The 19,009-nt window shown below is 53.9% G+C and carries 25 protein-coding genes and 1 pseudogene; 12 read left to right on the forward strand and 14 right to left on the reverse strand.

Annotated features, from left to right (window positions below):
• Window positions 1–90: 90 nt before the first annotated feature.
• The gene (locus O3W47_RS07000; RefSeq protein ID WP_269313337.1) at window positions 91–660 is read left to right on the forward strand and encodes a hypothetical protein; all 570 of its coding nucleotides are present in this window, start codon (window positions 91–93) and stop codon (window positions 658–660) included.
• A gap of 155 nt (window positions 661–815) precedes the next feature.
• A complete protein-coding gene (locus tag O3W47_RS07005; RefSeq protein WP_269313338.1) occupies window positions 816–1,214 on the forward strand; it encodes a hypothetical protein in 399 nt (132 codons plus the stop codon).
• 319 nt (window positions 1,215–1,533) lie between these two features.
• On the opposite strand, the gene O3W47_RS07010 is transcribed toward O3W47_RS07005, so the two are convergent.
• The 8 genes and pseudogenes from O3W47_RS07010 to O3W47_RS07045 all read right to left on the reverse strand — a co-directional run bounded on the left by O3W47_RS07010 (window position 1,534) and on the right by O3W47_RS07045 (window position 7,934).
• The gene (locus O3W47_RS07010; RefSeq protein WP_082710552.1) at window positions 1,534–1,989 is read right to left on the reverse strand and encodes an ArsR/SmtB family transcription factor; all 456 of its coding nucleotides are present in this window, start codon (window positions 1,987–1,989) and stop codon (window positions 1,534–1,536) included.
• A 170-nt stretch (window positions 1,990–2,159) separates the two neighbouring features.
• Window positions 2,160–2,627 (reverse strand): hypothetical protein, encoded by a 468-nt coding sequence (locus O3W47_RS07015; protein ID WP_269313339.1) that lies wholly within the window; start codon window positions 2,625–2,627, stop codon window positions 2,160–2,162.
• A 34-nt stretch (window positions 2,628–2,661) separates the two neighbouring features.
• Window positions 2,662–3,327, reverse strand: a complete 666-nt coding sequence (locus tag O3W47_RS07020; protein WP_269313340.1) for an MFS transporter — start codon at window positions 3,325–3,327, stop codon at window positions 2,662–2,664.
• 242 nt (window positions 3,328–3,569) lie between these two features.
• Window positions 3,570–4,289: a hypothetical protein gene (locus O3W47_RS07025; protein WP_269313341.1), complete on the reverse strand. Its 720-nt coding sequence runs from the start codon at window positions 4,287–4,289 to the stop codon at window positions 3,570–3,572.
• Window positions 4,290–4,327: 38 nt separating this feature from the next.
• Window positions 4,328–5,164: a hypothetical protein gene (locus O3W47_RS07030; RefSeq protein WP_269313342.1), complete on the reverse strand. Its 837-nt coding sequence runs from the start codon at window positions 5,162–5,164 to the stop codon at window positions 4,328–4,330.
• A gap of 222 nt (window positions 5,165–5,386) precedes the next feature.
• Window positions 5,387–5,922, reverse strand: a pseudogene (locus O3W47_RS07035) (GNAT family N-acetyltransferase).
• A 451-nt stretch (window positions 5,923–6,373) separates the two neighbouring features.
• A complete protein-coding gene (locus O3W47_RS07040; RefSeq protein WP_269313343.1) occupies window positions 6,374–7,171 on the reverse strand; it encodes an NYN domain-containing protein in 798 nt (265 codons plus the stop codon).
• Window positions 7,172–7,316: 145 nt separating this feature from the next.
• The gene (locus tag O3W47_RS07045; RefSeq protein ID WP_269313344.1) at window positions 7,317–7,934 is read right to left on the reverse strand and encodes a hypothetical protein; all 618 of its coding nucleotides are present in this window, start codon (window positions 7,932–7,934) and stop codon (window positions 7,317–7,319) included.
• Window positions 7,935–8,058: 124 nt separating this feature from the next.
• Here O3W47_RS07045 and O3W47_RS07050 point away from each other — a divergent pair, with 124 nt between their 5' ends.
• A complete protein-coding gene (locus O3W47_RS07050; RefSeq protein ID WP_269313345.1) occupies window positions 8,059–8,583 on the forward strand; it encodes a hypothetical protein in 525 nt (174 codons plus the stop codon).
• On the opposite strand, the gene O3W47_RS25360 is transcribed toward O3W47_RS07050, so the two are convergent.
• On the reverse strand, window positions 8,584–8,733 hold the full coding sequence (locus tag O3W47_RS25360) for a hypothetical protein (RefSeq protein WP_442864616.1): 150 nt from the start codon (window positions 8,731–8,733) through the stop codon (window positions 8,584–8,586).
• Between the two features lie 23 nt (window positions 8,734–8,756).
• Entirely contained in the window at window positions 8,757–9,206 is a 450-nt protein-coding gene (locus tag O3W47_RS07055) for a hypothetical protein (protein WP_269313346.1), read from the reverse strand.
• A gap of 261 nt (window positions 9,207–9,467) precedes the next feature.
• On the opposite strand from O3W47_RS07055, the gene O3W47_RS07060 reads away from it, so the two are divergent.
• From O3W47_RS07060 to O3W47_RS07075, 4 genes are all read left to right on the forward strand, one after another.
• Window positions 9,468–9,953, forward strand: a complete 486-nt coding sequence (locus O3W47_RS07060; protein WP_138983492.1) for a hypothetical protein — start codon at window positions 9,468–9,470, stop codon at window positions 9,951–9,953.
• A gap of 32 nt (window positions 9,954–9,985) precedes the next feature.
• Window positions 9,986–10,675 carry a hypothetical protein gene (locus tag O3W47_RS07065; RefSeq protein ID WP_269313347.1) on the forward strand — a complete coding sequence of 230 codons (690 nt, stop codon included), beginning with the start codon at window positions 9,986–9,988 and terminating at the stop codon, window positions 10,673–10,675.
• 243 nt (window positions 10,676–10,918) lie between these two features.
• Entirely contained in the window at window positions 10,919–11,224 is a 306-nt protein-coding gene (locus O3W47_RS07070; RefSeq protein WP_269313348.1) for a hypothetical protein, read from the forward strand.
• Window positions 11,225–11,434: 210 nt separating this feature from the next.
• Window positions 11,435–12,346 carry an Abi family protein gene (locus O3W47_RS07075; protein WP_269313349.1) on the forward strand — a complete coding sequence of 304 codons (912 nt, stop codon included), beginning with the start codon at window positions 11,435–11,437 and terminating at the stop codon, window positions 12,344–12,346.
• Window positions 12,347–12,644: 298 nt separating this feature from the next.
• On the opposite strand, the gene O3W47_RS07080 is transcribed toward O3W47_RS07075, so the two are convergent.
• Entirely contained in the window at window positions 12,645–13,160 is a 516-nt protein-coding gene (locus O3W47_RS07080) for an AsnC family protein (RefSeq protein WP_269313350.1), read from the reverse strand.
• Between the two features lie 300 nt (window positions 13,161–13,460).
• Between O3W47_RS07080 and O3W47_RS07085 the strand changes: the two genes are divergently transcribed.
• Window positions 13,461–14,072 carry a recombinase family protein gene (locus tag O3W47_RS07085; RefSeq protein WP_269313351.1) on the forward strand — a complete coding sequence of 204 codons (612 nt, stop codon included), beginning with the start codon at window positions 13,461–13,463 and terminating at the stop codon, window positions 14,070–14,072.
• On the opposite strand, the gene O3W47_RS07090 is transcribed toward O3W47_RS07085, so the two are convergent.
• Complete coding sequence (locus tag O3W47_RS07090; protein ID WP_104679727.1) at window positions 14,069–14,551, reverse strand: hypothetical protein; 483 nt, start codon at window positions 14,549–14,551, stop codon at window positions 14,069–14,071. The genes O3W47_RS07085 and O3W47_RS07090 overlap by 4 nt on opposite strands.
• 131 nt (window positions 14,552–14,682) lie before the next feature.
• On the reverse strand, window positions 14,683–15,108 hold the full coding sequence (locus tag O3W47_RS07095) for a hypothetical protein (RefSeq protein ID WP_174016234.1): 426 nt from the start codon (window positions 15,106–15,108) through the stop codon (window positions 14,683–14,685).
• A 116-nt stretch (window positions 15,109–15,224) separates the two neighbouring features.
• Between O3W47_RS07095 and O3W47_RS07100 the strand changes: the two genes are divergently transcribed.
• Window positions 15,225–15,893, forward strand: a complete 669-nt coding sequence (locus tag O3W47_RS07100; protein ID WP_269313352.1) for a hypothetical protein — start codon at window positions 15,225–15,227, stop codon at window positions 15,891–15,893.
• A gap of 73 nt (window positions 15,894–15,966) precedes the next feature.
• Window positions 15,967–16,530 (forward strand): hypothetical protein, encoded by a 564-nt coding sequence (locus tag O3W47_RS07105; RefSeq protein ID WP_269313353.1) that lies wholly within the window; start codon window positions 15,967–15,969, stop codon window positions 16,528–16,530.
• Between the two features lie 291 nt (window positions 16,531–16,821).
• Here the strand turns inward: O3W47_RS07105 and O3W47_RS07110 are convergent, their stop codons facing one another.
• Window positions 16,822–16,998, reverse strand: coding sequence for a YegP family protein (locus tag O3W47_RS07110; RefSeq protein ID WP_080707349.1), 177 nt, complete (start codon window positions 16,996–16,998; stop codon window positions 16,822–16,824).
• Between the two features lie 349 nt (window positions 16,999–17,347).
• Between O3W47_RS07110 and rpsU the strand changes: the two genes are divergently transcribed.
• Together rpsU and O3W47_RS07120 are read left to right on the forward strand one after the other, a co-directional pair.
• Window positions 17,348–17,578, forward strand: coding sequence for a 30S ribosomal protein S21 (rpsU, locus tag O3W47_RS07115; RefSeq protein WP_035263866.1), 231 nt, complete (start codon window positions 17,348–17,350; stop codon window positions 17,576–17,578).
• A gap of 316 nt (window positions 17,579–17,894) precedes the next feature.
• Window positions 17,895–18,995, forward strand: a complete 1,101-nt coding sequence (locus tag O3W47_RS07120; RefSeq protein WP_059755601.1) for a flagellin N-terminal helical domain-containing protein — start codon at window positions 17,895–17,897, stop codon at window positions 18,993–18,995.
• Window positions 18,996–19,009 lie beyond the last annotated feature (14 nt).

Raw genomic sequence — 19,009 nt, forward strand, 5'->3', positions numbered from 1 at the left:
CGGCCGCAACTCGTGTTGGGGATGCCTAGCCTGGAGTTCAGCGGTCAGGATCATCGAATATGAGAAAGGAGTGCCATAGGAGCAACGAATGTGGCGATGGGGTCGTCATCTTCTGTCATGCTTCTGCCTTGGAAGATCGTTCATGCCATGCCACAAACCCGGAAAGATCACGGCTTGAACACAAAAAAGGATAGCAAGATGTCCGAGCGAATCCAACGACTGCTTAATAAACCTGATGGCGGTTTAGTTGACGTGCTAGAAGGGCTGATTAGTCAAGTTGTTACCGGAATTGACGAAGGACGCGACACCGCAGGGCAAATAGATGATATTAACAAACTCTCAGGCGGGCAAGATTTCGTCTCCGGAACATTCTTCAAGCTTTACAGTTGGACAAGCGAACGGGAGTTTGCGGAGTTGGCAGCAATGGGACCGCCTCCGCACGTCGCCAACATGGATCAGTCCGATGTAGTCCAGTGTTTATACATTATCAGAAGTGCAGAAGAGCCGTTGGCGAGCTTTTGCCTCAGTATTTTGCAGCGTAGCCTCCCGAACGTGCCAATAACGGACATTATATTCGATCGCGAGAACGACCCGGACGAGGCGGAGCTTGCCGAAGAAATCTTGTCGAAAGCCGTAGCTCCAAACATTATTTGTCTGTGAGCGGCGCTCCGCCGCTTCTCGGAGTGACCTTTCCCCTGACCTTGTCTTAATACTGATGCCATCGGGGCTGTAGCGATCGGCGTATCCGCTTCGCCGCCTTGCTGAGGCTAAGTGGCCAAGAAATTGACTAAAATGGAACAATAAGGAGATTCTAGTTGGCTACCTCAGACTATCACCTTATGCCGCCACCTCCGGCAGGCCGCGACCGCGACCTCTGGCTTCAGCACGCGGCTGGTCTCATTATTTTCGAAGATGTGCGCGGGTATGCCCGCGAACGCGTCGATAGAGGGCTTGATGAAGCCGCTCTCCAAGCCTCGTTCAAGGCTATTGATGATGTGTTGTACGGCCTGATGATGGTAATGGATGGCGTCACTGGCCAACTCACCAATGGTTCAGAGACAGTCCGTCTTACGGTGAACGCGGAACTGGAGTTGAAAGGAGCGCTCATACAAGCGTTGAACCTTCGAGGTGAGGGAGATGGAATGTGTATGGGGTTTCACGGCTGGCTCGAAGGAGACTACGGAGAGCCGTTGCCTGCTGCTCCCGCGAGGTGACGCATCGTAGAGGGCGAAGCGAACGAGGCCAGCCAATAGTTGCTTAGTAAGAGAAACATATGGAGCGAAAGCCAAAACAGCTCATGGTGAAGGCCCTGCGTGTGATTAGGCATGGAATAATGACCGCAAAGGGCTCACAGCAGACTTCAGAGATTTGTTCTCCCCGAATGATTCCACGGGATCAATTCGCCGATCCGGCTCTGCTTGTGGCGGTTGACGATGGAGGTGAGCGCGGCTGTCAGATACCCGGGCGATGGACGCGCCTTCTTCCAGAGGGATGGTGATAGGGCCGACGATGATCTCGGGACGGTTGGGGCGATCATGCCATTTCGGAGCTTGCCTCCAGGAATCTCGTGACCTCTTTCAATAGACCGATGAGCTCTGGCATCGCCAAACAATAATAGACGACAAGGCCGTGGCGTCGCGCTTTAACGACCCCCGCTTCGCGCATTTTTGCGAGATGCTGCGAAAGCGCTGACTGCGATAAATCGACCTGGTGGGCCAACTTCGTCACGCTTTGCTCGCCGCTCGCCAGTTCTAGCACGACCTCGACGCGTTTTGGGTTCGACAGAATGTTGAGCACCTCACCACATCGCTGGAAATATACCGCGTTCTCTAACTCAGCCGCTTTCTGCATATTGGCTCGCCCCCGCAGATTTCCACGGGTTCTATCATAATATTTGCCGGAATAGCCACCTTTTGGAAAGTGCAGGATGGTACCTTTAGGGCGGTCCTGCGGAGGTTGCCAATTCGCATCGTTTCGTTCTCGGCTCATTGAAAATCTTCTTTGGCTTTATCGGTTTCAATATGGATTTCGTAAATGAAGTAAGTTTGTTCTGCATGCCGTGGGTTTGGGCTGGTCGAACCCGTGCATTGTGCACGATCTTATTTATTGCAGATATCTAAGTCCCGGTTTTGTCGCAGTAGAGAGCTTTGAGGTCCCGATCATCCAACCATGACGCCCCACGACCGCTTGCGGTTCAGCTGCCACAAAACCATGAAAGCTATCGTGCTGAGAACTCCAAGCACCGCAAAGACTGTATGGGCCCCGATACCCGCCATGAGCGCAGCCAAGACCGGTGGTGCCAGCGCGTTGATCAGATTCATCGGCAGGGCAATGGTTGCCATTGCGGCGGCATAGTCGGCTTTCTCAAAGAAGACGAGCGGTATCGTGGCTCGGGCAACAGCGAAAGCCCCACTTCCCACGCCAAAGATCACGAGAAACCCAACCACCGACAGGCTGCCCTCACCGCCTGCCCACATTGCGGCAAGACCAACTGGTATCATTGCGCCGGACACGAGGCCGGTGGATAGCCCATCCCATCGTTGCCCACCCAGCAGGTCAATCGCGCGCCCGCCGACTTTGAAGACCCCCAGAAGCGATGCAATCGCGATGGCTTTGGCAAGGTCCATTCCCGTCGCCTGCAAGAGCTGAATACCTACAGCCTCAATGCCAAACGTAACAAAACTGTTCAAAGCGATGGCGGTCACAAGAAGGGCGAAGACAGGACCCTTGTGCGCACTTCTTTTGCTGATGGCCGGTGCGGTCGCTGTTCCAGTTGCCCGGCAGGCCGATTAAAACCAGGGGGCAGATGACCAACGCCATGATACCCGCATAGACGAGAATGGTCGCACGCCACCCAACCAATCCGTCGAGAAAAGCGGTGATGGGCCAGAAAACGCTGCCCGCCAGACCCGTCACCAGCATCAACGTGCCGATAAGGCTCCGCGCCCGATCCTCTGCGTAATCCGCGATATAGGCATAGGCCGATGTCGTCAGGAACATGGAGCCCGCAATCCCGATCAACACCCAAGCTGCCCAGAATACCAACAGGCCCGGAGCCAGCGCGAGCAGGCAGAGCCCGCCCGCGATCATCCCGGCTCCCGCAGCCATGACGGAACGCGGTCCAAACCTGCGAAAGGCACGGCCTGTCCAGGGGGCAGCAAGCCCCATCGCGACGAACATCACAGAGGTCCCGACAAAGATCATCGGCAGCGAGGTTTGGAATTCTGTCGCGACTGTCGTCGCAATCACGGGCAAGACACTCACCATGCCCCAGCCGGTGATTTGGGTCAGCGCAAGAAGGAACAACACAAAGAGATGACGTTGCATTGTTCACTCGTAGAACGCAAGTGTGACGGTCAGATAACAGCGATACCGCATCGGTTGCCGTAGACGGATAGGCAAGGACGGCACCGTGCTAGAACCTTAGTGAGATGGAGTGGAAATGGGCGTCAGGCGGGCTCTTTCGCAACATAGATGCCGCTAAGTCCGCATCCGTGCTTTAACTACTGTCACGACCCTGCCCATGCGCCTAGCGGGCCAGCACTTCCTTCAAACTGGACTGCCGTGGGTTAGTCTACGACGATCGCAACCTTTGACGACCAGAATTCGCCTGGCGCTTGGACGAAAATGGACGTCACGCCACTGATCGATGAGTATTTCTCCCGGAAACGTTCGAAGGACGCCTCCAGCTTCGCGTCGTTGAGCTTCTCAATTATCGCTTTGCTCGACTGCTTACCGACCAACGACCTCACGCCGTCGACGTCCTCCGCGTTCACCGTCATCGGAAAGAAGACACCGACCCACGTGCCCATGAGATCAAGGGACGAGACATAGGCCGTTTTTTCGCTTTTGAGTTCGATGGGCGGTTCGCTGTCGTCCACGACACTGAACATGCCATCGGTCGTTTCCAAGACCCGCGCGAGGTAGCTCAATTGTCTACTCTCGTCGCGCGCTCGAGCCATCGGAAATCCTACGTCCTCCAGATCGGCATGCGACAAGATTTTGCGAACCAGGCCTGCAAGGCTTGTGTACTGGTCAAACTTGTCGAAGGCTCGCGGCGGTTCGTCGACTTCCATGGCGAGCGGTTCGCGATCGTCTGCAAACAAGGTGACACGGAACCTCCCGCGGGCGAGGATGCCGTTGAATAGAAGGTAGTCCTCCCATGTCTTTGCCGTGTGGTGATCGGCCAGAGAGAAGTTATCAGGGTACCTGTAGGTCCATCCGCCGCCGCCAAGGATGATACGACCGAGCGGGGTTTGCGCCGAGAGCCTGATGTTGTCTTCGCTCAAGATTGGCGGGCCTATCATCGCAATGCTAGCTGTGGTCCTCACCGCTGCTTCCGTGACTGTCGACTTGAGTTCGAGCGTACCATGGAGGCTGTGGTGCGGTTCGAAATGCAGGGTGCCGGGACCAGAAGCGTCCTTGACGGGCAGCGGAATCGAAAATCGGTTCTCGAAGAGATTGACGTGGTCGGCGGATAGGGGGAGAGGCCTAGAAACTTGTCCGCGAGATCATCTTCCGACCTCGTCGTCACGCTGAAGTGCATTGTAAATCTCGCTTGGTCGAACCCAAGTTCGTCCAATTGCCGTATCTTTTCCTTTGCATAGTTGGCCATCCCTGCGCCGGGCAGCGCCATCAATGTCCGGGCGAGTTCGGTCTGCGACGCCTCGACCCATGAGGCATTCGGCACCTTGATCGAGATCGAATTCTTATGGGGCTGAACGCGTCCCCTTGTCGACGCGCGCCGCATGCGCTTGAGGATCGACGCGAGCTGGTCATCCAAGAGGTGTATGATCGCCATCGATTTGATGGTGTCGTCAGCCCCAATCCTGAAAACGCATATAATCGCCGGCCTGGTGTCTTTCGTAAGGCGCTCGGCGACCGACATCGAGATGCGTACGGTGCTGTTCTTGGCAAGGATTGTCTTGACCTGAGCGATGATCTGCGTGGGCGCAGGCCGTTTGTCTAAGGATCGCTCGGGCGTCGCAGGCTGCAACGATGTCTCGACGACGAAGTCTTTTCCAGTCTTGTCGGGGAAAACGATGCTACACTTCAGCTTAGCCTTCAAGCAGAGGGCGTTGAAATGCACTTCACCGATCGCCCCGAGTCGATCGAGCTCATCGCCCTCCACCGGCTCGTCGCGTTGTCCATGTTGAAGATGCATTCGGTGCCTCCGAACCTGCCGCGCTGATAGCAACCTGCGATAGATACCTCTGACTAAGACTTACTACTAGCCTTTGCTAGGATTTCCACGCCAAAGATGCCGGCGGCGATTGGAAATTTTACCCGAGTGGAAATCGGAGTTCGTGGCTCGCACGTTGAACAGGCGGTTGCCTAACGGCGGACGAGGGCTTGCAATTCGATGAGTGTTCTTCTGCTGAACCAATCACCGTTTCTCACTGATGTAGAGGTAGCGGTCGACAAAGACGCCGTTTTCCGCGAGCTGTTTCCGATAAACTTCTTTTCTGTCGTGCACTCGTTGCGCGACTTTTGGGATGGTATGTTTTCCGGGCTGGTGATGCTGACCACTCTCGGCAAACCGAGGCTGTGAAATGCATAGTCGCGGCAGGCGATTGCTGCCTCGGTTGCGAAACCGTTTCCCCAGAAATCACGCCATAAATGATAGCCTATTTCTGGCTCGGGACCTGCAGGGGTTTCTTGTTGTGTAATACCACAATCGCCGACGACTTCTCCTGAGGATGCATCGATGACGCACCAAAGGTCGAAGCCGTGCTGATCGTAGCTGTCGAAGGCGAGTTTTTGAAGCCATGTGCGGATTTCTGAGGGTGACTTGGTACCCGGATAAAACCGCATGCATTCCGGGTCGGTGTAAATCCTGCCAAGCGAAACCAGATCGGACTCCTCGATTCTTCGTAGCCACAGTCGTTCCGTCTTTACAAGGAATGACAGGTTGCCCTCCATCTTTTCTGCGGCATTTTACCCTCGTGAACAGACAGCGGTACCGGACAGAGTTTCAAATCGGAACGACCGCAAACTTTCATTTACCACAAGGCGGATTGTCGAATTCCACGCCGCGTATATGTCGTCTTTGCCATTATGTATCCCGTGATAACAACAACCGATGAGGTGACATGATGTCAATCAACTCGGGTCATGCTCGATATTTCTCGCGACCCACACCAACTATCGTCAGCCCGCTGGAGCGGGCTATCCTGCAGCTGGAAAAGATGATCGACGCGCAAAGACTGAGTGCGCTACCGGCACCGTTTGCACTTCACAAAGCCAAACGCATTCTTGAACGATGCCACCAGGGGAGCCCGCTGCCAAGTATTCCCCGTGACTGCCTGCCAAGCTTGGATTGAGCGACCAGACATCGTTTGCGCGGTCCCAAAGCCGTCGACGTCAGTGGCGGTCAAGGCCTGGCTAGTTTGACCATAACGACCTTGGTGTGATCACCGATTCGTTCTACATCCAGTATGCCAGAAGCTTCGGCCAGATCGCTCAGCCTCGCATATCCGTAGTTCCTAGCGTCAAAGTCAGGTGACTGTTTGGCTAGATGCGCACCGACACGAGCGAGGTTCGCACGGCCATCTTCTTCCGCTGATGCGTCGACGGCTTTACGGAGCATCTCCAGGGCTGCTTTGTCCAGCTTGCCGCCGGCGGCTACGCCCTGCGATGCAGGAGCCTTTTCTGGCCCGAGTTTTCCGTCTGACACTGAAGCTTTAGGCTTTGCAGCCGCTTTGGCTTGTGTGATGGCCGGTGCGTCGCCTGCGGTCACTGAACTGAGGACATCGACGTAGATGAATTTGTCGCAGGCCGTGATGAATGGACGAGGCGTCTTGCGTTCGCCGAAACCATATACAGTGATACCTTGCTCTCTGATGCGCGACGCCAACTTGGCAAAGTCACTATCGCTGGAGACTATGCAAAAGCCTGAAAAACGCCCGGTATAGAGCAAGTCCATGGCGTCGATGATCATCGCGCCGTCGGTCGCATTCTTGCCCGTCGTATAAGCAAACTGCTGCACGGGTTGGATAGAATGCTCTAGGAGACACTCTTTCCAGCCATTGAGATTGGGCTTCGTCCAATCTCCGTAAATTCGTCTAACACTAGCGGTTCCGTAGTTGGCGAGTTCGGCCAGAAGGTCCGAGATGATCTTCGGAGACGCATTGTCGCCATCGATTAGTAAAGCTAACGGGTCGGGTGCCATGCGTACACTCTCCTTCGTCGCGAAATCACGACATCCTGATTTTACGATTCTTCGTGCCTTTCCAGGTTGAGAATAGGAAGTAAAAATTTAACCGGGCTTTCAACTTGGATGCTATCCTCGTGGAACCGATTCAGTATTCGTCTCCCTACTGGTATATAACTCTTTCGGCGCACTTGGCGAAGGACTGGGCTTGAGTAGCCTCACCAGGCATCCCTGTTTCTGTTGCGGAGAAATCCATCTCCGCAACGATGGCACTACCGGTGGACGTCAATACGTACGCATATAGGCGGGAATCTTCGGACATTTCTGACGTCATGCCAAAAACGGACGGATTGTCGAACCGAGTGAACGCAGCGTGCCCTGCCGCCTCGTGCGAGCTGATCTCTTTCGCCAAGGTGTTGTCGTCACTCGTTCCCACATATGCCTTTTTCACGGGAATGACGGTTTCAACGTCCTTCTTGTCCGTCTTCGATAGGAAAGATGATAGGAAGTGAATCGGGACCTGTTTTTCTGTTAAAGGAGGGAACCGCAGACCGTAGGTGAGAGCGAGATGGTATCCAAATCCGTCATCATCCCAATAGGCACTGTATTCCAATTCGCAACAAAAGATGCGCTTTGGATCGGACAAGTAAGGCTTCGATCGGAAATCAGTATGAACCGCAGCATTCTTCGCGTTTACAATTTGCGGCTTGACGGCACCTGCTGATGTCGCGGACAAAATACCCAACGCGCTGACGAAAACTGCGGCTTTACATATAGACATTCGATCCCGCAGAAAACGACATCAAATGTCGCCTCAATTTATGGAGATTTTCTCAACGATCATTTCCTAAAGTAGCGTTTTCAAGCGAAGTAGATGTTTGGGTAAACACAGAGGTTTCCAGGGGATGACACGTATAGCCGTCGCAACGTTGGTCGCATTTATGATGTTCGCTACATCAGGTAGCGCAGCATGGTTTGCGCGATTGGACAGCGGAGACCGCCTCGCGATTACGGGAATCGCTACTGACAAAGACGGTGTTTCATCCACCGTCACGTTGACATGCGCCGATGGGCGGTTTGCAGTTGAGGTTTTAACGCGGTCGAACGCACAATTGGTTGATTTGTCCTCTTACTCCGGAACGAAAGTCGCAATCTCATACAAGGTAAGAGGCGGCGAGGTTAAAAAAATGCAAGTCGAAGGCGTTCCTACGCTCGTCGCAGGCGGTATCCTTGGCATCGTCAGCGATTTATCGGTTGAACAATCGAGGGCAGTTTTTGCTTCTATTGCCAGAGGATATCCCCTCGATATTGAGATTGCGCATCCCGACCTGATATATGATGTCGGAAGAAAACATATTGCGGCCGAAAACTTTTCGCAGGCAACAATTGCGATTAGTGACCATTGCCAAGGACTGAAATCGACCGGTTGATTATCCGGACGTCGGTTCCGCCATCTTCTCAGCATGAGCCGTCACGAGCATGGCAATCAAATACACGGTATTCCGCGCTCCGTACCTGATCTTCAAACGCTCGATGCGGTGGTCTACCGTTCGTGGCGACGCCCCCAGCGTTTCGGCGATTTCTTTCGCCGTGGCCCCTTCTGTTAAAGTTGGAAGATCGCCTCGTCGGCGACATCAAGTTTCTCGTGTTGTTGAGGCGGGCTAAGCAGGAACTGGGCGTAGGACGATGAGATGACCCATTGCGGTCTCGCCGTATTTTTCTGCGGTATCAGAATACGATCATAACCAAGGTTGACGCCGAACAGCCGCGTTTTCACCAGTTCCATGGATGACTGCTGCCATTCCATGACATGGCGAAGTCTCCGAATAACTGCGTCCTCCATGTATTTCTGGTCTTTGAAATCCTCGACATAACAGTCGGCGAAAATCCTGTTGATGTTAAAAATACGAGAAGTAAAGCCCGAATGGCGGATGGCTTTCATGTGCCATTTCTTCGGATTGTCGCTTGTTACGGTGAACAGGGTCAGCCGCATCCTGATTGAAAGATGGCCGAGGATATCGTTGTAAACTGCCTCCGGTCTTGCGGCATCCACTGAACGGTGTCTCTTTGGCCATTGTCGAAAATATGAAATCCATAAATTGATGTCTGCCAATAGTCGGATTCCATGATGCCGCACAGGGTATTTTTACCCTGGCCTATCAGTGCCATGTTGACGATGTGCCGAAAAACGAAGTCCTGAATTTCGTCGCAGGGTAAATTCCCCCTCGGAAATTCTCTCATCGGTAAGGCGGCTCCCCGATTGTCCGCGACGGGGCGATTTCGGCCCCATCGTATTATCTACAAGGGGCTGGTTTTGACACATACGCATGAAAACCCGATTCCGTCCGTGGACAGGAACAAAGTCGTAATTTCGGCAGTACTGGCTGCGCTCTCGGTTGCGACAATTTCACTTCCGATCGCCAATCTCAAGGTCATGGGTTTCAGTGGCGGCCTGGCGCTTCCTTCGCCTCATCTTCTTGGCGGCGTCGCATACCTCCTGCCGTTGGCCTTTTTCGCTGGTATCGGCAGCCGACTGGCACCGCAATTGCGACCATATCAACGGGTCGTCGAGATTGCAGCTCCGGCGGTCGCCGTAGGGAGCGCGATCTACGTCATCGCAACGCTGCTGAATGGCATGGATGAGATGACTAACGCGAATAGGCAAATGTCGCAGATGCTGGGCTCAGCGGCCGCGCGTCAGTTTTCGATGTCTGGCGGACTGTCACTGGGCAGCGGTAGCGTTGCACTTGGACTGCTCGTACTCGGCAGCGTGTGGCAGGCCTGGACTGGTCGTCGATAATCGCGAAATCCGCGTTTCTTCTGGAGCATCAAATGAAAAACATCATTTTATCGGCCCTGCTTTTAAGTGCGGCGACGGCGGCTTCCCATGCCGCAGAATTCGACATTAACGGAATGGCGCTCGGCATGAATGCCGATCAGGTTGTCGCCAGGTATCAGGAACTGCGTCCAGACGGCCAATACAGCTTCTCGAAATGGAAGCTTCCGGAAGGCACTGAGTGGGTTGCGAACGGACGGACCTTGTACAATGATCTGAGCCGTCCTGACGACATGGAACACGAACGCATGCAGTTCGCGTTCACTGGCATGGGAAGCGGAAACAAGCTGTTTGCGGTACGTCGGGAGTTGAAATTCAGGCCGTCCGAACGTCCATCTACGGATGCGATCTATGCAGCGGCCGTGCAGAAATACGGCGAACCGTCCTATGTGAACAAAGACGACACCGCCATCTGGGCGGCATGGAAATTCAGCACTGTCAATGCCCCTGCGGAGAAACTCAAGTCATCGCTCAGTTGTATTGGGACAAGCGATTTCCCTGTCGGCCTCAATGACCATACTGCCGGGAAAGCCAGGAAGAGCGCGAGCTTTTGTGGTCTATATATCGAGTTTACAGTCCGAGGAGACCAAACCGGTCTCGCCAACGAACTCGACATGGGCATGATGAACCATCTCAATCTGGTCCAGGATTTTGATGCCGACAATCAGGATGCACGAAAAAGATAGAGGCCGCAAAGGCCAAGAATACAAGCAGCGCTGCGCCTGCACCGAAACTGTGAAGATTTATCGAAGACTCTGCGTGGTGCAGGGTCTTCGATTTTCGGCGGGCCGTTGAATGTGCTCTGACCGACCCGTGGCAGAAACACGATCTTCGCATGATGTCTGAGAGGGGCGGACAGCGACAGATCGGTCTTTTCTCGGCTTGCTGTGGCGTCTATATTGCATTGTATTTTTTCACAGGAGACAACCGTGGATAGAAATCTTGCCGCCGAGTTGGTAGACAGACTAATCGAGGCGGGCTGCGACATTCGTGCGCTCGGCACCGTTGGGTATTCATTGGTTGATCCACTGGATGACAAAGAGGTGTCTGACCGTGTCCATATCATTTTGGAGGACTTCGGGCCTCGTGATCATCTCTTCGGTGACATAATCGCGTATCTGAATACGATCGGACGTGTTCTTCCCCTTGAAACTTCAGACGCTGATCCATTGCCGCAGCCGACGGCGTCCGGGATACGGGGCAGGGCATTCCCGCAATTAGCTAGCAACTGCTGATGCATGCTCGTTATCTGCGATACAGGATCGAACACACCGTTCCCCAAAGGCTGGAAATTTTGCCACTATTCGTTGTAAGTTAACTCGGGCTCGCATAAACCCTAGCAATTGGGATGTTTTCCGGTTGACAGTTGGTATGTGCGGCATTAGGTTCAATTCAACAAAACCCGTCCACACGTGCTTCTCGCGGGAAGTGTTCTCTTCGGAGACGTGCAAAAGGCGGGTTTTTTTGTGGCTAAAATTCCTTTTACGAAACCATCGTTCACTCCGCAGGAGCAGCTTGCGAAGCTAAAAAGCCGTGGACTTATTGTCCTCAACGATAAGCTTGCATTGAGCTACCTTCAGCACGTCGGAGGGTATCGGCTAAAAGGCTACTATTATCACGTACTCGATGCCCAGACAAAGAACTTCCCTGCAAACTACAGCTTTGAAACAATTGCAGAGAGGTATGAGTTTGACAGAAGTGTACGCTATCATGCCTTCGCCGCAATCACGCGTCTGGAGATGGCGATCAGATCAACGATTGCCAACGAATTGAGCCGAGCATACGGTCCACATTGGTTTTTGCGATACGAAATATTCAATCATAATGAAAAGCTGTCACTCGGAAAGCTCGTCCGAAAAATCGAAGATGAAACTCAGCGCTCCAACACCAAAGCCTTCATCGAGCACTATTTCGTCAATCACAGCGAACCTTATCTGCCTCCGAGCTGGGGTGTGACCGAGTGCGTGACATTCGGTCTATGGTCTTTGACATTCAATGCGATTAAAGATCAAAAAGTTCAGAAGTCAATTTCTGTAAAATTCAAGGTTAATCAGACAGAAGTATTTTCGAGTTGGATGCATAGTATTACTGTACTTCGCAACACAGTAGCGCATCACAGCCGCCTTTTAAGGCATAAATTCGCTATTGGGCCTTCAAATTTGAAAGAGAAAAATATTAAGTTCGTTGACGCCAAATCTTTTTATGCAGTGGCGACGGCAATGAATTACCTACAAGAATCGACTGGGCTTCCAAATACGTGGAAAACCGATCTAAAGAACACTTTCAATAATTTTCCCTCGGTCAATATCAACGAAATTGGCTTTCCACCGAACTGGGAGGGAAACGCCGGTTGGTGAGTTCTGGTTACGCGCGAGTTGGTCAAGGGTCTGGGGAAGTAGTTTCTGATTTGTCTGAGTCGGACTCGTGCCCATCATACCAGCCTCTCGATCGTCACCTGGAGATATTCCGCGGTCGTAATTGGACGCCCAGCGCTGTGTAGCGCTGGTAGGATGAAGCTCCGACGGGCGAAGTTTTTGAAAAGCATCGGCACTCATAGCTCACCGCGTCCTATGAGCGCACGAGCAAGCAGTCTGGTGGCAGTTGCTATCGAACTCCGGGCATTCCCTATGTTGAATGAAAATCACGAGGCTTGGTCTACGTTTTAGCGATCAACAGTGGAACTATCGATTTTACACCCGCTCGCGCCTTCATCTTCTCAATGCGGTGTTCCACCGTCCGCGGCGAGAGCTCGATCACGTCGCCGATTTCGCGCGCGGACAACCCTTCACGCAGTAGCTGCACGATAGAAAGATCGATGTCATCGAGACGGACGTCGCGAATGACGGCCGAGATGGAATGGACCTCACCGAGAATGACGCACCATGTCTTTTTCGCTGTTGGCTCGGGTACGACAATGCCACTGGCAACAACTCTCGCATCCTGAATGACGCGGTCGATTTTGCCGATAATCGGGCGTCCATCGGTAATCGCTTTTTGGCAGACCCCGACGATGTGCTGTTTGAGGAGAGGGGCCATCGATAAGTCGCGGAGATTGCCGGCGTTTTGAAGGGCTTTGGAGTCTATCAGGCTCGTGGGAATCCCATATTGGTGGACGAAATCCATGCGCCAGTCGGGCGGCGCGTTCGCCATGTCAACGATAGTCAATACCATGTTGATTTTGAGGAGGTCTTTCACGGAACGCCAGATGGCGTCTGGTAAGACCGATAGTCCGCCTGAATTCTCCAGCCACGCATCTGTCAGTCGCCTCGCCAGATCGGGAAAAGGGACATTTGGCCTCAATAGGCGTCCGTCCAAACGGACAGAAACGAACGGTTTTGTCACGACGGACCGGAGGTTGTCGTTCTACGCGTAATTGCCTCTCATTGTTGAATTTAAGACTTGACCGAGAGACCGAATGCCCCTCCCGCGAAACCGTTCGTTTCTGTCAAGTCGTGATAGCAGGCGAGTGAAATGAGAGGTTTCATCGGTACCATGGCGAGGATCGGTTACGCGCGTGTTTCGACGACCGACCAACATCTTGATTTGCAGAGAAACGCCCTTTGTCTGGCGGGGTGCGAACGTGTATTCGAAGACCACGGCGTTTCAGGAAGTCACCAGCAAAGAGGTGGCCTGTCTTCGATGCTGAAGGTGCTTCGGCGCGGTGATATTCTGGTCGTTTGGAGGCTTGATCGTCTCGGAAGGTCGATCACCCATCTGATTTCCATGGTCGAAACTCTGAAGCGCCGTGGGGTCGGCTTCGTATCCCTGACTGAAAGCATAGATACGTCGTCGGCGGGCGGTCAGTTGATATTCCACATTCTCGCGGCCCTTGCCGAATTCGAGAAGTCGCTGATCCGGGAGCGGACCATCGCTGGCATAGCTGCCGCGAAGGCACGAGGTAAATTGCCTGGGCGACGTCCTGCGCTGACCGAGATGCAATGCAGGGAAATCCTTACTGTGCTGAACGCCGGTGCATCCGTGCGGGAGGTTGCTCGAAAGTACAACGTTCATCCTCGAACGGTTCTTCGGGGATACGCCGGTTGGCGTGAAGCTGAGGTGGCCTGCCCGATTCCCCGGGATTAGAGCATCTGTGGCAATGCAAGTGCGAGCGTAGCCGAAAGAACAATGAACACAACGAGAATGATTAGCTTCATTGCACTCCTCTCTTCCCGCCTCCTCGCTATGGCGGCGAATAGAGCCAATAAAAAGAGAACCAACAAGCTGTAATAGGCCGCTCGAAAAACATTGACGAATTGATCGCCGAATGAGGCGTCTTCCAATGGCCTCGGTTGGAAATCTGCGATCCCAAGAAGAACGATGTAATAAGCGACGAAGATCGATTGAATGATCGGGTTGCGTCCCCAAATCGCGATCACCGATATGGGGGGACCGATAACGGCAAACGATATGATCGCTTGTCCGAGAATGGGGACGGCAGTTATTTGCCAGAACGCGGCAGAATTCTCGACGCCAATCGCAACCCATAAGCAGAGCGCAACAGGCGCGGCGCACAAGACAAAAGCCCATTTCAATTCGTATGATGTAACAGCCATGGACTTCATGGAACGACCTCGCACCTATCGTTGGCAGAAATAGAATCATCAGGTCGCACAGGCCAACAGCCCCATCCGTGCCTATGTCAGTTTGCCTCTATGGTGATGGTGTAGCTTGAGGGGTTGTCCGCATAGGTACGCTACAGATACGTCGCCGCATTCACCTCGTACTCGATGCTGGGTTCACGGGAGAAGGCGGTACTGATCAGAACGCCATCGACGCCCCGGCTACCAACCACGCGCAGATCGAATGTGACATCTGGTTGGTCTACCGCGATCCTGATGCGAGCGGCGTTCGCGAGCGTGAAGGCGAACCATGCGTCCTTCATCGGCCCTTCGCCAGTTCGCCCCTCGAAGGTAAGGAAGCCTTCGACCTTACCCAAATAGGCAGGCTGGTCCGTTGTGCCTGCGGCGACGTAACGAGATTCTGCAAAAGCGGGCATGCCCGCCGGGCCAAGCAGCGCGATGACGACCGACAACAGGCGCAAAACTGGTAGAAGTCTTTTCGGCATAACTCCTTCTCCGAGCAGCCCGCTTCTCCAGAGGTACTCCAGGAAGCCGTTCATGCGCAAAGCACCCCTGCTGGACATGTTTACATCAGCCTTTTAGGGTTCGCTTCGGTCAAGGCCAGTGGCATGTTGCCGTTCAGGCATATTCGGCGAAAAGAGGAGAGTGGGTGCCCTTGAACAGCGTAACGTCAGCAGAGTGGCAGGAATTTGTGACCCAGAGGTCGAGGAAGCTTCCCGACCCCGCCGTGACCGAGGCCCTCTCGAGGTTTCAGCTGGTTCCCGGAGGCCCCCAAAACGAAACCGCGGACGCGTGCATTCATCGCGGCGATCTCACGATTGATGGGGATTTCGTCCCGACTTCATGGATCACTGTGATCGACGGAAACCTGCATGTCAGCGGCAAGGTCTCAACACAGATTGAGGGGGGCGATGGGCATGTTACCCTCGTTGTTTTCGGTGATCTGAACTGCGGCAGCGTCGATAATGACTGGGCCAGCATTATCTTCGTCACCGGAGATGCCGTCGTCAGGGAGTGGGTTTTCGCGTCCAGGGAAGACTCGTCGATGGTAGTCGGTGGCGATTTCAGGACGCCGATTTTTATCGGTGCCGATATCTGGGTATCTGTCGGCGGCTCTGTCGAGATGGAATACGGATACGGGTATGCAGTCGCTCTTGCACGGTTCGCTGATGCCTATGGCGCACCCCAGGTACGGCCGACATATGGTTGGCGCGAGTTGGTAATGAAGCTCGGCTTGGGGCAGGGTCGTATTCGCGAGGAGCAGCTTATGGAATTGCTGGAAGAGCGTTTGCGAACGACAGGAAGCCTGTTGCGCCGGGTGTGAACGCCGGGGCATGATCCTCAACTGGCTGCATCCATCCCGCAACGTTTACTTTCGGACGCGGCGGTCTGATCCCATGGACGATGATGAACCGGAGAAGAAAATGAGGAGCGCAGAGCGAGCAAGTCCGCTTCGGTATCTTGAGATATCGACCATTGGCAGCTTCTGCGCTGCATTTTTGAGTTTCGGGGTGGCCACGGCGATGCCGGCGGACATGACGGCGGAGCGCCTTCTCACTATCTGTGAAGCGCCCACCGTGCAGACCGCGATGACCAAGGGGGACGAACTTGGCTGGCCGCGGCTGACCGATGCGGAAACAGAGGAGTGGCGTCGTAGCTTCGTCGCCCATAATGGCGGTTCGGTGGACGTTGTGGGCTGGCGGCAAGAAAAGGCAGGCGGAGTCGAGTCATTGTCTTTTTGGCTTGCTACTGGTTCGAACGGACACAAAGCATGCGCATATTCCACGCCAAGACCTGCCGGTTTCCTGGATGCGTTATCGGAGAGGCTTGGCGCACCGGATAATCTGGACAAGAATGACGCGATCGAAAGTACGACAGCCTGGTGGAAACGAGATGCGGTCGAGTATTCTTTTGTTCAGGTAGGTTCGTCCGCCGTCATCAATATCGGCTCAAGTCGGTGAGGTCGTAGCGTATACCTCAGGTGACGTCGGCACCAATCAGATCACGTGATGCCCATGTCGTAGGGCTTTTATTCTTGCCATTTAAAATTATGAATCATAACTAATGTATAGCGGAGGTGGGGACATTCCCCTCGGCAGTTATGATCCCAATTGACCGATCGCCACTTTCTGCAGTTTGCCTTTGCCGCAGAGAAGTCGTCTCTCCAGAAATGAGTGGACCGACTGGAGTGGGGCCTTTGTGTCTTTTTGAGAAAAAGCGGCGCACCCAACTGGGCGGGCCGCTTTAAAGCCTTAGCTATTGTCTTCGGTAGGCGCGTCCGGACCATATTTCTTGATCGAGGCGATTGCGTTCTGCGCACTCGCTTTGGAGGAGTAGCCTTCGGTCGCAAAGATCACTTCACTGTTGTATTTGAAGCGAACGCGGAATTCGCCAGCCTTATCTTTATAAATTTCAAACTTATGCGCCATATTGCTTTCCTCCGTGTTGGTGGTGATTCGCACAATTTAAGCGTGCCATTCGTAAAACCCAGCCGCAAGTTCATTGCGCACAATCCTTTCCGGCGCAGGTTTAGGGATATCTGTTTTGGTTCGATCGTTTCAGGATCAAAAACACGATCTCTGCCCCATGCGCGGGGTGTCGAGACTTTTTTGCATTAACCAGAAGACTGACCGATAGCTGCACGACGCTGCGTTGGCCCATAACCTGACACGGAAGGCTGATCTTTCTGTAAGAGGCCTATCACAAGGAGATTGTCGATCTTGGATTCAATGAAAAATTGAGTATGGTAGCGCACCATTTTCACCTCCAGAGGATCAAATGCAGGTTTTAGTACGCGACAACAACGTCGATCAGGCGCTGCGCATTCTCAAGAAGAAGCTTCAGCGCGAAGGCATTTTCCGCGAAATGCGTCTTCGTGAAGCTTTTGAGAAACCATCGATCAAGAAAGCGCGGGAAAAGGCTGAAGCAGTCGGCCGTCAGAGAAAGCTCGCCCGTAAGCAGATGCAGCGCGACGGACTTCTTCCTTCAAAGCCGAAAAAGAGTAGGTGATCGCGGTCGTCAGTAGATAGGCTTTTCGAAAATAGACCGTTTTCTCGCCAACTCCGTGCGTTTTTAAAAGCGTCATGAGGTAAGCGTTTTCTGTCTGGTACCAGACTGAATTATCTCGACATAAAACGGTAAACTGTAAGGGTCGGAAACGCAGGGCGCATTTTGGCCTATCGAAATAAAATCCGTCGGCAGAGAATCTTTGAGACAGGGTATTTTTACCCTCTCAATTTGCCGCGGTTTTAACGCCGATGTCCGAAACCTGTCGGTGAAGCCGCATATGGCTTCGTTGCTACAGATTGCGGACATCGGATTTTGAATGAGCAATATCCTGACAAACGGTTCGGCGATGACGGCGTTGAGTACGCTTCGCGGGATCGGCGCACAGCTCTCCAGTGCATCGCAACAGATGTCATCGGGCCTCCGGGTCTCAACGGCGTCCGATAACGCCGCCTATTGGTCGATTTCGACATCGATGCGCTCTGACGTTGGTGCGATGGAGGCCGTCACCGACAGTCTTGGGCTGGCGATGGGGATCGTCGATACCGCATATGCGGCGATGGAAACCGTGCGGCAGTCCTTCGTCGAGATCAGGAACCTGGCGATCACCGCCAGCGACATGCCGCAACCCGGCATGCAGGACGCGATCAAGCCGACCTTCAGCCTCGACCCCGAATACGCCAAGTCGGACGTCTACAAGATCGACGTCAGGATACAGCAGCTACAGGACCAGGCGAAGGCGGCCATGCCGTCGGCGTCGTTCGCGGGCGTGAACATGATCTACCACGGCAAGAACGAAGACGTGAAGGCAAGCGAACAGGTGTTCTCCTTCGTCATCGGATATGCGGACGGGAAGGTGCAGACGATGGATGTCAGCGCCATGGACACCTTGCTTCTGAACGACGACTTCGGCAGCTACCCGACGACGTATCCGGGTGAGTTCAACCCGGAAAAGACATTGTTCGACGGCAGCGATATCATTGACGCGCCGGGATCGTTCACGCCCGCCGCGATCTACTGGTACAACATCCCGGTATCGAACCCCGTCACGGGCGACCCGGAGGCCTATCCGGTCAATCCCACCTATATCCTCCAGTCGATCGAAAGCCATGTCGTCCGCTTCGGGTCGGACAGGCAGGGTCTATACAGCAACCTCGTCGCCAACATCGACAGCAAAATCCAGCAGCTGACCTCCAAGATGGCCTATGTCGGGTCGGTGCAGTCGGCACTCGACCTGTATGACGAAAGCAACAGGAAGCGGATCAGCACCGCGACACGGGGCATCGGGCGGCTGGTGGACGCCGACATGGAGGTCACAGCGGTGAAGCTGAGAGCACTGGAGACGCAGCAACAACTGGCGATCAATGGGCTACATCTCGCCAATTCCCAACCATCCACGATCCTGCAGCTTTTCGGGTAAGGAAGTTGGAAGCT

Origin of the sequence: Agrobacterium sp. LMR679, assembly GCF_027157905.1 — a bacterium.
Taxonomy (GTDB): domain Bacteria; phylum Pseudomonadota; class Alphaproteobacteria; order Rhizobiales; family Rhizobiaceae; genus Agrobacterium; species Agrobacterium leguminum.

Coding starts and splice junctions, on each gene's coding strand:
- rpsU (WP_035263866.1), top strand. CDS start 17,348: ATGCAGGTTTTAGTACGCGACAACAACGTCGATCAGGCGCTGCGCATT.
- O3W47_RS07010 (WP_082710552.1), bottom strand. CDS start 1,989: ATGAGCCGAGAACGAAACGATGCGAATTGGCAACCTCCGCAGGACCGC.
- O3W47_RS07050 (WP_269313345.1), top strand. CDS start 8,059: ATGACACGTATAGCCGTCGCAACGTTGGTCGCATTTATGATGTTCGCT.
- O3W47_RS07095 (WP_174016234.1), bottom strand. CDS start 15,108: ATGAACGGCTTCCTGGAGTACCTCTGGAGAAGCGGGCTGCTCGGAGAA.
- O3W47_RS07085 (WP_269313351.1), top strand. CDS start 13,461: ATGAGAGGTTTCATCGGTACCATGGCGAGGATCGGTTACGCGCGTGTT.
- O3W47_RS07110 (WP_080707349.1), bottom strand. CDS start 16,998: ATGGCGCATAAGTTTGAAATTTATAAAGATAAGGCTGGCGAATTCCGC.
- O3W47_RS07065 (WP_269313347.1), top strand. CDS start 9,986: ATGAAAAACATCATTTTATCGGCCCTGCTTTTAAGTGCGGCGACGGCG.
- O3W47_RS07040 (WP_269313343.1), bottom strand. CDS start 7,171: ATGGCACCCGACCCGTTAGCTTTACTAATCGATGGCGACAATGCGTCT.
- O3W47_RS07030 (WP_269313342.1), bottom strand. CDS start 5,164: ATGCATCTTCAACATGGACAACGCGACGAGCCGGTGGAGGGCGATGAG.
- O3W47_RS07090 (WP_104679727.1), bottom strand. CDS start 14,551: ATGAAGTCCATGGCTGTTACATCATACGAATTGAAATGGGCTTTTGTC.
- O3W47_RS07045 (WP_269313344.1), bottom strand. CDS start 7,934: ATGTCTATATGTAAAGCCGCAGTTTTCGTCAGCGCGTTGGGTATTTTG.
- O3W47_RS07015 (WP_269313339.1), bottom strand. CDS start 2,627: ATGGACCTTGCCAAAGCCATCGCGATTGCATCGCTTCTGGGGGTCTTC.
- O3W47_RS07105 (WP_269313353.1), top strand. CDS start 15,967: ATGGACGATGATGAACCGGAGAAGAAAATGAGGAGCGCAGAGCGAGCA.
- O3W47_RS07080 (WP_269313350.1), bottom strand. CDS start 13,160: ATGGTATTGACTATCGTTGACATGGCGAACGCGCCGCCCGACTGGCGC.
- O3W47_RS07020 (WP_269313340.1), bottom strand. CDS start 3,327: ATGCAACGTCATCTCTTTGTGTTGTTCCTTCTTGCGCTGACCCAAATC.
- O3W47_RS07120 (WP_059755601.1), top strand. CDS start 17,895: ATGAGCAATATCCTGACAAACGGTTCGGCGATGACGGCGTTGAGTACG.